A 12,024-nucleotide genomic window follows, 5' to 3' on the forward strand; every position below is an offset into this window, starting at 1 on the left:
ACAAACGGCATGGTCATCAACGGTCTCGACATCCTGCTCGGCAATCCCGATCTGCTGGCTGGCAGAAGCATCGGCCTGATCGCCAACCAGACATCGGTATCGTCGAAACTCGACTATTCGTGGACGCTGCTGCGACGCGCCGGTGTCGAACTCACCCGAATCTTTTCGCCCGAACACGGCCTGTTCGCCGTCGAGCAGGATCAGATCGCCGTAGATCGTGAACCCGAGACCGGCTGTGAAATCGTCAGCCTGTACGGCCACAACGAGCAGTCGCTCGCCCCGGCCCGCGAGCTGCTCGAAGGGCTCGACCTGGTGCTGTTCGACATTCAGGATGTCGGCTCGCGCTACTACACCTACGTCAACACGCTGGCGCTCTTCATGGAGGCTGCGCAGGGGCTCGACATCGAAATCATGGTGCTCGACCGGCCGAACCCACTCGGCGGCGAGCTGATCGAAGGCCCATTGCTCGACCCGGCGTTCCACTCGTTCGTCGGGGTAATGCCGGTGCCGGTGCGCCACGGCCTGACCGCCGGAGAGATCGCCCACTTCTACCGCGACTACAAAAAGCTCGACCTCAACCTGAGCGTGCTTGCGATGCAGGGCTGGTCGCGCCGGATGCTCTTTCCGGAAACCGGACTGCCGTGGGTGCCGCCGTCGCCGAACATGCCAACGTTCGAAGTCGCGGAGGTCTATCCCGGCATGTGCCTGTTCGAGGGTCTCAATGTTTCGGAGGGGCGCGGCTCAACCACACCGTTCCTGCTGAGCGGCGCGCCATTCGTCGATCCGGAAGCGCTTGCCGCACGTCTCAGCTCGATGCCACTGGAGGGCGTTGTCTTCCGTCCAACCTGGTTCAGACCGACCTTCCACAAGTATGCCGGTGGAGTCGTCGGCGGCATCTACCTGCACGTGACCGACCGCGAGCGATTCCGCCCTTTCGCAACCGGAGTAGCCATGACCTGCGCGCTTCGCGAGCTGTACGGCGACCGCCTCTCGTTTCTGGACGGTGTGTATGAGTTCAGGGATGACATCCCCGCATTTGACCTACTTGCCGGAAGCAGTGAAATCCGTTCGATGATTCTCGACGGAAAACCCGCCGAAACCATCATCAGCTCCTGGCAGCAGGACGAAGCCTCGTTTGCCGCCATCAAACCCAACTTCCATCTGTACGACTCGTAACCCGCAGATCTCGATGCAACCGATCGATTACGCTATCATCATCAGCTTCCTCGCGGCCAGCACGCTTTTCGGCCTCTGGCAGGGTCGCAGCAACAAGCAGACCAGCGACTACTTTCTCGGCGGCCACAAGCTGCCATGGTTCGCCGTCATGCTCTCCGTGGTGGCTACCGAAACCTCGGTACTCACCTTTGTGAGTGTTCCGGGGCTGGCCTACCGGGGCGACTGGACCTTCCTGCAACTCTCGTTTGGCTACATCGTTGGCCGGATTCTGGTCAGCTTCATTCTGCTGCCAGCCTATTTCAAACACGGCGTCACCTCGATTTACGAAGTCATCGGCATGAGATTCGGCCCCGGAATCCAGAAAACCGCGTCAGGCATTTTTTTGATTACCCGCATCCTCGGCGACGGCATCCGGTTCCTCGCCACCGGTGTGATCGTGCAGGTGGTCACCGGCTGGCCGCTCTGGCTGTGCGTGCTCATCATTGGCATGGTTACGCTGATCTACACCATTTCTGGAGGACTCAGAACCGTCGTCTGGCTTGACAGCTTTCAGTTCGGGCTCTACCTTGCCGGTGGGTTTATCTCCATCGGTTACGTCCTCATGCACATTGGCATGCCTCTGCCGGAGATTTTCAGTTCGCTGTATGAGGCCGGAAAGCTGCGGGTCATCGACACCGATCCCCACCTTTTCACCCACCCGCTCTCCTTTGTGAGCGCCTTTGTCGGTGGGACACTCTTATCGCTCTCCTCGCACGGTGTCGATTACCTGATGGTGCAGCGGATTCTGGGGTGCAAGGGGCTCGGTTCGGCGCGAAAGGCGATGATCGGCAGCGGCATCTTCGTGCTGTTTCAGTTCGCGCTCTTCCTGCTCGCCGGATCGCTGATTTACCTCTTCATGCACGGAGCGCCGGCGACCAAAGACCGCGAATTCACTTCGTTCATCGTCAACGTACTTCCGGCAGGCCTGAAGGGCGTGCTGCTGGCCGGCATCTTGTCGGCAGCGATGTCGACCCTCTCCTCCTCGATCAATGCGCTCGCCGCCTCAACCGTGACCGACCTGCTGAAAGGGAACGCTTCGCTCACCGCATCCCGCTTCATCAGCATCGGCTGGGCCGCAGTGCTGATCGGCATCGCGCTCGTATTCAACGAAAACGACAAATCGATTGTGATGCTGGGTCTTGAAATCGCCTCGTTCACCTACGGCGGACTGCTCGGCCTGTTTCTCCTTTCGCGCAGCAGTCGGGAGTTCCACTCTACCAGTCTCATCGCCGGATTGCTGGCAAGCACGGGCGTGGTGTTTCTGCTGAAATTCCTCGGGCTGGCATGGACCTGGTACATAGCCGTCTCGGTAATCGTGAACCTGCTGGTAACCTTGCTCATCGAGGCTTTACAGTCGAAAAAGAGCAATACGAAGTTGTCCTGAAAGTTAAATACGCCCAAGAAAAATGAGCGTAAAGTCTGGCGTTATTATAGAAGAAAACTGTATCTTCGCTTATTAGCGCTATACACTGGTTCCTGTCATTACCATCCAAGACTAAGCGCTAAACCGGCATTTTTCAAAAACCATTGACAGAAAAGACCATGAAAATTGAAGCTCCCATCCTAGTCATCGAGGATGAGGAGGATATCCGGCAGATGATTTGCGATATTCTTAATGAGGATGGCTACAGTACAATACAGGCAGCGGATGGGCACGAAGGGCTCCTGTCTTTGAGAAAAACACCCGAGATCCACATAGTCATCACAGACTTATTGATGCCTAAAAAAGAAGGCATCGCAACCATCAGCGAACTACGCAAGGACTTTCCCTGGATAAAAATTATAGCCATATCGGGAGGCGGCATCTGTTTTCCGGAAAACTATCTCAATCGCGCAAAGGCCATGGGGGCAGATGCAACGCTCTGCAAGCCGTTTGGAAACTCAGAACTACTTAGTATCATTGACGAGTTAAACCAGTAGGCTGAACCACTACCGAAAAAGGCCACAGAACATTACATTCTCAATGTAAGAAACGGCGACAAAGCTCGAAGAGCGACCTGTAGTGATGGAAACGCAAAAGCAAGGCAAAGGAGACGATCGTGCAGGTAACAGTTCCATGCGCGAACGTCGCGCCTTAACATCTGAGCAAGCAATAAAGGACGCTAAGATGGCCCACTGGGAGTGGGTTACGCCGGGGAAGGTCTTACCCCCATAACCATAGAACGATGGAAACAACAGCTCCCCCAGATGATCGTGAACGAGCCATCAAATCTCTCGAAGAACAAGCGGCTGGAAAATCCAGCTCATTGTGGAACTACGATGAGGGGGCATCACAAATGCGGATGCTGGGGCAGTATCCTTGATCGTGAAAAAATCCTGCATCACGACATGAACAGCAAGCCGCTGAGTATTGCCGGATCACGGCGGCCCATCAATACAATCAGAACCGAAAACACGTCAACAATGGAAAACTGCGCCCTGGAATTGCGCTCCTTGATCGAAAACATCCCGGGGACGATCTATCAAATCGACACTTCAGGTAAAACCACCCTGCTATCCCGCCCCCCGGCTTTTCTGAAGGAGGCGTCTGCTGAGCAGTACACCAGGCATCTGTTCGATACCCTCTCGATAATACACCCTGATGATCGGCAAATGGTAGCCGAGTCGTACAAAAAACTCAAATCAGCCCCACAATCGATCAAGATATCCTACAGGGTTGTCACACCAGAGAACGCCATCCGCTGGCTCGAAGACCAGAAAACCTCGACATTCTCGGATAACGGAACCTTCAAAAGCATCGGAGGAATTCTGTTTGATATCACCGATCGAATTGCTGCTATTGAAGAAAACCGCAGATTGGAATCGCAAGTACGGAAATCGCAGCGCCTCGAAACCATCGGCACACTTGCAGGCGGCATAGCCCACGATTTCAACAACATCCTGACCCCAATCCTCGGATATTCTGAAATGGGCCTTGGCAGTCTCGACGAAGATGACCCGATGTATGAGTACTTCACCGAAATCATGCAAGCTGCCGAACGCGCCCAGAAGCTTGTTTCACAGATTCTGACTTTCAGCCGAGCACAGGACGGCAATCCTGCCCCAGTGCTTATACAAGACATCATCGGCGAAGCGCTCAAGCTGCTCAGGCCATCTCTGCCATCGACCATCTCAATCGAACAACGCATCGATCAGGCCTGCCGGAGTGTACTGGCCGATCCGTCGCAGATTCATCAGGTTATCATCAACCTCTGCACCAATGCGTTCCATGCCATGGAGCATACCGGCGGCACCCTGACCATCGGCCTGAAAGAAATACTGCCTGGAGAACAGCAAGCCGCCTCGCTGCCAGATCTTCTGGAATCCGGCTACGTCAAGCTAACGGTTTCAGATACGGGAAACGGCATAGACGAGGCAACCATGGAACGTATTTTCGAGCCCTTTTTTACGACCAAATCGATCGAAAAAGGCACCGGGCTCGGGCTTTCGGTCGTGCACGGTATCGTCACCGGTGCTGGCGGACAGATCATCGCTGAAAGCAGCCGAGGCAAAGGCTCGGCATTCCATGTCTACTTACCGGTTATCAACGAAAACAAAGCCCCCGAACCGCCCCAAAAACTGCAGTTCAACAAACATAATGCCAATATTCTTTTTGTTGATGACGAGCCTGCGGCAGTTCAGATGATGACCATTATGATGCAAAAACTTGGCTATACGATCCATGCCGAGAAATCACCCATCGAAGCGCTCAGGCGATTCCGGGAAAACCCGGAACAGTACGACCTGATCATTACGGACCTGACCATGCCGGAAATGACTGGCACTCAACTTGCTGAAAAACTGCACAAGCTCATGCCATCAACCCCGATCATCCTGATGACCGGCTATGGCAAACTCATCGGTCATGAAACACCGTTAAACCATTACGGCATCAACCGCCTCCTCAAAAAGCCAGTCAAGCTGCATCAATTGGCATCAACAGTCCATGAAGTACTCAACGAAACCAACCACTGTAAAACGCAATGAAAATACTAGTCATCGACGACGATCCATCCGTCAGAAAGTTTATCGCCACAACCCTGAAAAATGAGAACTATACAGTCACCGAAGCGGAAAATGGCGAGGATGGGTTAAAAAAATTCCAGGAAGAAAGAGATATCGGCATCATCATCACCGATCTGCTCATGCCCGATAAAGAGGGAATTGAGACGATCATGGAAATAAGAAAAGTCAATCCATCGATAAAAATTCTTGCCATTTCTGGCGGTGGAAAAGCTGGCCCTGAGAACTACCTTCTTCTGGCCGATGCCGTTGGAGCAAATGCAACACTCAAAAAACCATTCAGCGGTCAAGAGTTAATCATGTGCCTGAGACTACTTGAGTAACGGCAACCCTGAGAATGGCTATTGCTACGATCCATTATTTTTTTTACCTTGTTACAAAGTCTGATAATCCATCAAAAGGAACATCTTATTATGAACAACCCGTCAGGAGCATTCGTCCAAGGCGCTGCAGCATATGGCAGATTTCTTGAGGTTTTTATCGATGGCCACTGGTGGGTAGTCGGTGATGCACTTGAAAATATCGGCAAAACAACAAAAAGGCTTGGTGCGAACGCCTATCCTCACCTTTATGGTGGTGCAGGATCTGGATCCGGTCTCAGAGGCTCGTCACCTGTTGCTTCCGGATTCGCGACTCCGTCCAAAGAGGTGAAAAGTCGTTTCAAAGACTAAGCGGTTACCGGCATTGGAATCTCAAAAGGGGCTTGATAGCCCCTTTTTTGTTTTCACACCTGCTGAATATTGAAGGAGTCTGGCCGAATGAGTACATTTCACCAATAAAACCAATCCAATGCCCGCTAAAAAACTATCGCCGAATTCCCCGCGTTACAGCGATACGGCCAAGCAGGTACGGAGCGGAAATTCTTAAAGCTGAATCAAAGGAGAACAGATCATGGCAGAAGAAGCAAAAACCGCTGCAGCAGAACCTACCACTGAAAAAATCGACACCATGAAGTCTTTTGACTTCGCCGTTAAAAGCATAACGGAAGCAGGAGTCAACCAGCTCAACCTTATTTCGAACACTATTGAGTCCGCAGTACCAGCCATTACCAATGCCGCTCAAGGCATTACCGACGCTGTTTCGGCATCGGTCAAGTCGGTAAGCGAGGCTGCTGGCTCGATTACCGGCGCATTGGGCGGACTTGGTGGCGCTGTGGTCAATCTCGCAGGAGCCGTGGCCAACTCCGCCGTTTCGGTGGCCCAGTCGGGTGTCGACACCGTCAGCAAAGCCATCTCCAAACCGGCCAGCACCGAGCCAAAAGCTGTTGCATCCCCCAAGCCAACCTACAGCACTCCCGCCAACCCGGCCGGATCAAACCAGACCGCAGCAAAGAGCTGAACCAGCTCACGCGCCATTAAAAGCAAACCCGGAGACCTGCAAAAGAGGACTCCGGGTTACAGCGTACAGAATATCTTCCCCTCGACTCTGCGGCTAGCTCAATCGGAAAGCTTGTCGAAATAACCTGCAAGTGACTGCTGAGGTTCAGGTGCCTCAATCACCACCTCGAAGGTCTTTGTTTTTCGCCTTGTCAATCCAAAGCGAAAGTACCGCCAGCTCGGCCACGTCAGACCGGTTCATCCAGCCGTTCCACAGTCGATCGCCCTGATCGACATGCAACCGGTGCTGCAGCGGCTCCCCGTCTCTGAGCCCGCCGGGTCTGATAATGGTGTACGAACGCCCATCAGTAGCAAAAACCTTCCGAAGATGCTCCTCTGCAGCATGCTTCATTGTCAGTACACCTCCAAAAAGATTGAGCGGATGAAACCATTTGGTCACGGCCAGAGAGCTGACCATCGCGATATGCCTCACCCCAGCTTTCGCGGCTTCATCGATCAGCCTGATCGCGCCATCGCGGTCAACCTCTGAGGGAGAGGCCTCGCCGCTCACCGCAGAAGAGCCAAGAGCAGAGATGACAGCATCACATCCGCTAACCGCCCGTCTGACCGCCTCGGGATCCTGGATTTTTCCTTCCACAACCTCAACGGTATCTCCGAACATTTCCCGCGCTTTCTGTTCCGAACGGGCAAGAACCCGCACCGGAACCTTGTAATGCAGCAAGCGCCTGACGACCCAGCTGCCCGTTTTTCCGGTTGCGCCCGCAACAAGCACCTTTTTGCCGTATTCCGTTTTGTCGTCCATGATTACATTTATTTATGTTCATTCAGATATCTATAAATCAAAACCAGAGCTGGCACCATTCAGTTTCCGACGGGTTTTTGACTGAATTTCCCTGACAGAGGCTGCGAATCTGATGGACTCTCTCTCTTTTTCATTAATTTTGAGTCAAACCGTCGCACGTCATTCCGACAAGCTGACACTCTTTCAGGCATACCACCCTACTGCATCATGAAAGCTCATACCCTTGCCATTCCAGCCATGCTTTTTGCAGGCCTTTGCGCGCTGACGCCTTCGGCTCATGCGTACAACCGCGACCAGCTCAACCTGCTTCGCAGCAATGTCGAAAAGTGGAATGCCATGCGAGCAGCGCAGCCGGAGCTGCCGATCGACCTCTCGAAAGCCAATCTGGAGGATGCCAATCTGGATGGAGCCAATCTTTCAGAGGCCAACCTTTCAAAGGCAGACCTGAGCGGAGCTTCACTTGACCAGGCCAATCTCCGCAAGGCAAACCTGTCGATGACCTATCTGAAACGAGCCGACCTGAAGAAAGCCGATCTTTCCGAGGCATGGATGGTGAGCGCAAATCTTAGGGATGCATTCCTCAAAGATGCCCGGCTGTCGAGAGCCAACCTCTCCGGAACAAATCTGCGATGGGCAAAGCTCTGGGATGCCGACCTCGGGCAGGCAAATCTGAAAGACGCCAACCTTTTTGAAACCAGTTTCGAAAGAGCAAACCTCAAAGGCACGCTGTTTACCAAGGCCCGGTTTCTTGAAAACGCAGTCATGAACGATGCCAAAGTATCGAACAATACCGTCATACCGTCCGGAGAACCTGCATCGAGAGGATGGGCAATGCGGCACAACAGCCGCTTCGTCCAGGAGGAGCCGAGCGCACCTGCCGAGTTTGTCCCGCCGGTTGTTGCACCGCCAGTCATCATTCCGGAAAACCTGCCTAATGGTGCGACCTCGCAGGCCGTTCCAACTCAGCCCGTTCCCGATGTTCGTGAGGTTGAAGAGTGGAATACGATGAGAGAGAAGCACCCGGAAGCGCCCATCGAGATGAGCGAGGAAAAGCTTGGGGATGCCAATCTCGAAGAGGTTGATCTGAGCAATGCGAATCTGAAGCAATCGGACTTCGAAAGCGCCGATCTCGACAAAGCCAATCTTGCCGGAGCCAACCTGGCGGGCGGCAATTTCAGCCGTGCAGACATGGAAAAGGCAAACCTGAAAGGAGCTAATCTTGAAGGTGCAGTGCTGGACCGTGCGTTTATGAAACAGGCCGACTTGTCGAACGCTAATCTCCGAAATGCAAACCTGTTCGGCGCCATGCTGTCCGGAGCCAATCTTGACGGCGCTGACCTGACCAATGCCTCGCTGTTCGATGCCAATCTGGAAAAAGCTTCGCTGAAGGGGACGAACCTGACCGGAGCAAACCTGATCGGCATCAATCTGACCGGCGCGGCAATCTCGTCCTCGACGCTCACCCCCTCAGGCAAACCGGCCACCCGTAGCTGGGCAGTACTCAACAACGCAACCTTCACGGAGTAACCCGGAGCACAGTCAGCCAAAAGAGACTTAACGGAAAACAACGCGCATCATGGCAAACATTCTTGTCGCAAGCTATTACAGCCGCTGGGATCTGACTCACCACAAGGGCCGAATCGCGCTGTACGACTCAAGCAACCAGCTTATCGAAAATCATCTGTTCGCCGATCCGGCTGAATTCCAGGCCGTGGCCAGCATGCTTCGACATGAAAAACCGCTCTGGTTCGATACCGAAGCAAAACACCTGCGCACCGGCTCAGAGCCGGTAGGCGAGTGGGAAATGTGACCGACAGCGAAGTACGCAGCAGCTAATTGGGGAAACGCTTTCTGTAGAGAAACTGCTGCAGGGGGTGGGCTCTACTGAGATTGGGGTCATTAACCGGCAGAGTGTGCTTCTTGCCCGTTCTGGTAACAACTTCTATGGTACCATCATTGTTGACCGAAGAGACTTTCCAGTACTTGTCAACCACATAGTGGTAATGCTCTCCGTGCTCGAGCGCATAAACCTGCCTGGCCCTCGGTCCCGGCGATACCGAGCTTTTGGGTTTGTGATAAACAATGGGATCACCGACTCTGAACTGAGACATTACGCCCTCCTTTCTTACCGTTACAAACTTCGGGCTTAACGATTATTAAAAAAGTTGTACCGTTGATTGTATAAAAAAAATTGCAATTATACCACCCTTTGTCCAGAACAAACTTTTCAACCAACGTCGTAATCTGCTCTTTACGGCCAATCCATCAATTGACAGACTCCCTGAAACTGATCACAAGCCGGTCAGCCTCGCGCCGAGCCCCGGTGGTTTTCAGGGTTGCCAGTGACTGGGGAAGCACCATGTTTCGGCGGTGGTTGCCGATCCTGATGTTCAGTTCATCGCCGCTTTTGCTTAACTGAACCTCTTCGTCGGGAACCCCTGGCAAGAGCAGTTCAAGTTCGAAGCCGCCTTCTGTCTGGTGGATCTGATAGGGGTTGCGGGTGTAATAGACCTGTGATGGATCTTCGTCACCATACAGCATATCCTTGAGCTTTTCGAGCGTTTCGAGACCGCAGATTTCACGGGAATACAGCGGCACCTCCTTGACCGGGAGCGGACTGAAGCTGTCGATAATTTCCTGGCGGTAAAGCTTCTGATTCTCTTTCCAGTACTGAAAATAGGGGTCGGTCACCTCATCTGGAATGATGCGATTGGCCACCACCATGTCGATCGAGATGTTGTACAGACTGAGATAGGCCTGTGCGCGAAGCGACTCCTTGATAACCATCTTCTCAGGGTTGGTAACCAGCCGCACCGAAGTGACGCTGTGGTCGGTCAGAATTCTGCCGAGCGCCTCGATCTGCTCATAGAACTCGAAAGGCAGATCCATCATCTCCTTGTCGGGAAGCGAAAAGCCGGCAATCGGCCTGAAAATCGGCTCGACGATCGGACGCAGGTACACAGCCATTTTTTCGAGCGGCTTGTACAATCGCCTCATGTACCAACCGCCGACCTCCGGAATACTCAGCAGCCTCAGCGCAGTACCGGTCGGAGCCGAATCGATGATCAGCACATCGTAATGCCCCTCCTTGTGATGACGGAATACCCTGACCAGGCCAAAAATCTCGTCCATGCCTGGCAAAATGGCAAGCTCTTCGGCCTGCACGCCTTCGAGACCCCTGGCCTGCAGCACCTCGGTCATGTACCGCTTGACGCTGCCCCAGTTCTGCTCAAGCTCTTCAAGCACATCCAGCTCCGCGCCCCAGAGGTTCTCACAGACCTTCCGCGGCTCATGCCCGAGAGGCATATCGAAACTGTCCGCAAGTGAATGGGCAGGGTCTGTACTCAATACAAGGGTTTTGTACCCGAGTTCGGCGCAGCGCAACCCGGTGGCCGCAGCCGTCGAAGTTTTGCCGACACCACCTTTTCCCGTCATCAAAATCAGTCGCATAAATCCCCCTTATATTCGTTTATCTACGCCCGTAGGAAAAACATTGGTCAGGGGGAAAAAGTTTGCGTCATTAAGGCAGCACTTTGGCTCGCTAGATCAGTACAACTGTGCGTCTGTTTTGCGCAGAATCATCGCATATTCGTTCTGATCGGTCATTGGCTTTCTCTTTACCGAAAGGCTCCACTCCGCGTTTAACCACTCACCGGTACCGGTCTTGAAACGTGAATAGAACATAAGCACCGAATCCTGAGAATTCTGGCGTTCAAGCGCCATTTTGAATTGGACATAATCCTCGGGATGAATAATATCGGAAAGCGGCACGGAGGCCAGAGCGCCCAGCTCATAACCAAGGAATTTTTCAATCGAGCTGCTCAGATCAACAATCTTCTCCTCATCATCAAGCACGGCATAGGCCTCGATGGCCGGTTTGAGGCGCTCTTCGAAACGCCCGATATGCACACGAACCTGCCGAAGAAGATTGTCGATATCCATCCGATAACGTGAAATAGCAAGTGCGTCACTTATAGGACTTGACTGCTCTCCGACGGCATGGCCAGTAAGAATCCAGTCTACATCGGCACCATCCTTTTCGAGCCGCTCGATCATCTTTTTCCCCGGCTGACACTTCCCTTTGAGATAGGGTGTCATCTGCGCAGGGTATTTAATACCAACAGCCCGACAAAATGCGTTTACTGAACCATGTTTTTTCAGAATGTAATTTCTGAGACGGTGATGGAACCCACTTTGTGTTGTCATGATCGTCAGAGAATATTGTCCGTTAATCGTTATCGAATAGAACGACAGGCTCAAAAGCTACTAAGTGCCACCTGTCAAAACGCCGCATGCGGAATCACAAAGGATATGAGCCTATACCTGGAACCGGCAAATACCTCCGATCTCATCCTTTTGCGGAAACAGTGAAAAGATGAAGAATAGCATCCAAACAAGAACCTTGCCCATAGCAGACCGAAAAAATTCACGACACCCTCTTCAAAGCATAGCACTGAGGCGATACTACACCTCTATATACTTGGAGCTAAAGTGCAGGACTCAAATAAAAACAGACCAATCTGTGGCTTCCGACACAAGCCCTATACTAATATACATACAAATATATAAAACCAAACAATAAAATTGCTATAACGAGTGAAAGCGCCTATAGAGGCGCTTTCAGCGTATTATTTGACCATCCGACACAGTACCCCCAAAATGTATAGA

General features: G+C 52.8%; 13 protein-coding genes. 9 read left to right on the forward strand and 4 right to left on the reverse strand.

The genetic code is table 11. The annotated features are described in order from the left end of the window. Positions 1 to 9: 9 nt before the first annotated feature. The 7 genes from CPAR_RS09805 to CPAR_RS09830 all read left to right on the forward strand — a co-directional run bounded on the left by CPAR_RS09805 (position 10) and on the right by CPAR_RS09830 (position 6,555). Positions 10 to 1,176: an exo-beta-N-acetylmuramidase NamZ family protein gene (locus tag CPAR_RS09805; protein ID WP_012503156.1), complete on the forward strand. Its 1,167-nt coding sequence runs from the start codon at positions 10 to 12 to the stop codon at positions 1,174 to 1,176. Between the two features lie 13 nt (positions 1,177 to 1,189). Beyond that, complete coding sequence (locus tag CPAR_RS09810) at positions 1,190 to 2,599, forward strand: sodium:solute symporter (RefSeq protein ID WP_012503157.1); 1,410 nt, start codon at positions 1,190 to 1,192, stop codon at positions 2,597 to 2,599. A 158-nt stretch (positions 2,600 to 2,757) separates the two neighbouring features. Then, positions 2,758 to 3,135: a response regulator transcription factor gene (locus CPAR_RS09815; protein ID WP_012503158.1), complete on the forward strand. Its 378-nt coding sequence runs from the start codon at positions 2,758 to 2,760 to the stop codon at positions 3,133 to 3,135. Between the two features lie 267 nt (positions 3,136 to 3,402). Beyond that, positions 3,403 to 5,181: an ATP-binding protein gene (locus CPAR_RS09820; RefSeq protein ID WP_012503159.1), complete on the forward strand. Its 1,779-nt coding sequence runs from the start codon at positions 3,403 to 3,405 to the stop codon at positions 5,179 to 5,181. Continuing rightward, a complete protein-coding gene (locus tag CPAR_RS09825) occupies positions 5,178 to 5,540 on the forward strand; it encodes a response regulator (RefSeq protein WP_012503160.1) in 363 nt (120 codons plus the stop codon). The genes CPAR_RS09820 and CPAR_RS09825 overlap by 4 nt, the downstream gene beginning before the upstream one ends. A gap of 90 nt (positions 5,541 to 5,630) precedes the next feature. Continuing rightward, positions 5,631 to 5,888, forward strand: a complete 258-nt coding sequence (locus tag CPAR_RS10840; RefSeq protein WP_012503161.1) for a bacteriochlorophyll c-binding family protein — start codon at positions 5,631 to 5,633, stop codon at positions 5,886 to 5,888. 220 nt (positions 5,889 to 6,108) lie between these two features. Continuing rightward, complete coding sequence (locus tag CPAR_RS09830) at positions 6,109 to 6,555, forward strand: hypothetical protein (RefSeq protein ID WP_012503162.1); 447 nt, start codon at positions 6,109 to 6,111, stop codon at positions 6,553 to 6,555. A gap of 153 nt (positions 6,556 to 6,708) precedes the next feature. Here the strand turns inward: CPAR_RS09830 and CPAR_RS09835 are convergent, their stop codons facing one another. Continuing rightward, complete coding sequence (locus tag CPAR_RS09835) at positions 6,709 to 7,356, reverse strand: SDR family oxidoreductase (protein ID WP_012503163.1); 648 nt, start codon at positions 7,354 to 7,356, stop codon at positions 6,709 to 6,711. A gap of 207 nt (positions 7,357 to 7,563) precedes the next feature. Here CPAR_RS09835 and CPAR_RS09840 point away from each other — a divergent pair, with 207 nt between their 5' ends. Together CPAR_RS09840 and CPAR_RS09845 are read left to right on the forward strand one after the other, a co-directional pair. Beyond that, positions 7,564 to 8,883, forward strand: a complete 1,320-nt coding sequence (locus tag CPAR_RS09840) for a pentapeptide repeat-containing protein (RefSeq protein WP_012503164.1) — start codon at positions 7,564 to 7,566, stop codon at positions 8,881 to 8,883. Between the two features lie 49 nt (positions 8,884 to 8,932). Beyond that, positions 8,933 to 9,166 (forward strand): hypothetical protein, encoded by a 234-nt coding sequence (locus tag CPAR_RS09845; protein WP_012503165.1) that lies wholly within the window; start codon positions 8,933 to 8,935, stop codon positions 9,164 to 9,166. 22 nt (positions 9,167 to 9,188) lie between these two features. On the opposite strand, the gene CPAR_RS11310 is transcribed toward CPAR_RS09845, so the two are convergent. The 3 genes from CPAR_RS11310 to CPAR_RS09860 all read right to left on the reverse strand — a co-directional run bounded on the left by CPAR_RS11310 (position 9,189) and on the right by CPAR_RS09860 (position 11,562). Next, complete coding sequence (locus CPAR_RS11310; protein WP_012503166.1) at positions 9,189 to 9,467, reverse strand: hypothetical protein; 279 nt, start codon at positions 9,465 to 9,467, stop codon at positions 9,189 to 9,191. A 154-nt stretch (positions 9,468 to 9,621) separates the two neighbouring features. Beyond that, positions 9,622 to 10,806, reverse strand: coding sequence for a TRC40/GET3/ArsA family transport-energizing ATPase (locus CPAR_RS09855; protein WP_012503167.1), 1,185 nt, complete (start codon positions 10,804 to 10,806; stop codon positions 9,622 to 9,624). 96 nt (positions 10,807 to 10,902) lie between these two features. Further along, positions 10,903 to 11,562, reverse strand: coding sequence for a PAS domain-containing protein (locus CPAR_RS09860; RefSeq protein ID WP_012503168.1), 660 nt, complete (start codon positions 11,560 to 11,562; stop codon positions 10,903 to 10,905). Between the last annotated feature and the right edge of the window lie 462 nt (positions 11,563 to 12,024).

Source organism: Chlorobaculum parvum NCIB 8327, from assembly GCF_000020505.1.
Lineage (GTDB): Bacteria > Bacteroidota > Chlorobiia > Chlorobiales > Chlorobiaceae > Chlorobaculum > Chlorobaculum parvum_A.

What these genes read in the sequence shown, in the direction of transcription:
- CPAR_RS09860 (WP_012503168.1), bottom strand. Translation starts at nt 11,562, where the DNA reads ATGACAACACAAAGTGGGTTCCATCACCGTCTCAGAAATTACATTCTG.
- CPAR_RS09840 (WP_012503164.1), top strand. Translation starts at nt 7,564, where the DNA reads ATGAAAGCTCATACCCTTGCCATTCCAGCCATGCTTTTTGCAGGCCTT.
- CPAR_RS09810 (WP_012503157.1), top strand. Translation starts at nt 1,190, where the DNA reads ATGCAACCGATCGATTACGCTATCATCATCAGCTTCCTCGCGGCCAGC.
- CPAR_RS09830 (WP_012503162.1), top strand. Translation starts at nt 6,109, where the DNA reads ATGGCAGAAGAAGCAAAAACCGCTGCAGCAGAACCTACCACTGAAAAA.
- CPAR_RS09835 (WP_012503163.1), bottom strand. Translation starts at nt 7,356, where the DNA reads ATGGACGACAAAACGGAATACGGCAAAAAGGTGCTTGTTGCGGGCGCA.
- CPAR_RS09820 (WP_012503159.1), top strand. Translation starts at nt 3,403, where the DNA reads ATGATCGTGAACGAGCCATCAAATCTCTCGAAGAACAAGCGGCTGGAA.
- CPAR_RS09805 (WP_012503156.1), top strand. Translation starts at nt 10, where the DNA reads ATGGTCATCAACGGTCTCGACATCCTGCTCGGCAATCCCGATCTGCTG.
- CPAR_RS10840 (WP_012503161.1), top strand. Translation starts at nt 5,631, where the DNA reads ATGAACAACCCGTCAGGAGCATTCGTCCAAGGCGCTGCAGCATATGGC.
- CPAR_RS09825 (WP_012503160.1), top strand. Translation starts at nt 5,178, where the DNA reads ATGAAAATACTAGTCATCGACGACGATCCATCCGTCAGAAAGTTTATC.
- CPAR_RS09855 (WP_012503167.1), bottom strand. Translation starts at nt 10,806, where the DNA reads ATGCGACTGATTTTGATGACGGGAAAAGGTGGTGTCGGCAAAACTTCG.
- CPAR_RS09815 (WP_012503158.1), top strand. Translation starts at nt 2,758, where the DNA reads ATGAAAATTGAAGCTCCCATCCTAGTCATCGAGGATGAGGAGGATATC.
- CPAR_RS09845 (WP_012503165.1), top strand. Translation starts at nt 8,933, where the DNA reads ATGGCAAACATTCTTGTCGCAAGCTATTACAGCCGCTGGGATCTGACT.
- CPAR_RS11310 (WP_012503166.1), bottom strand. Translation starts at nt 9,467, where the DNA reads ATGTCTCAGTTCAGAGTCGGTGATCCCATTGTTTATCACAAACCCAAA.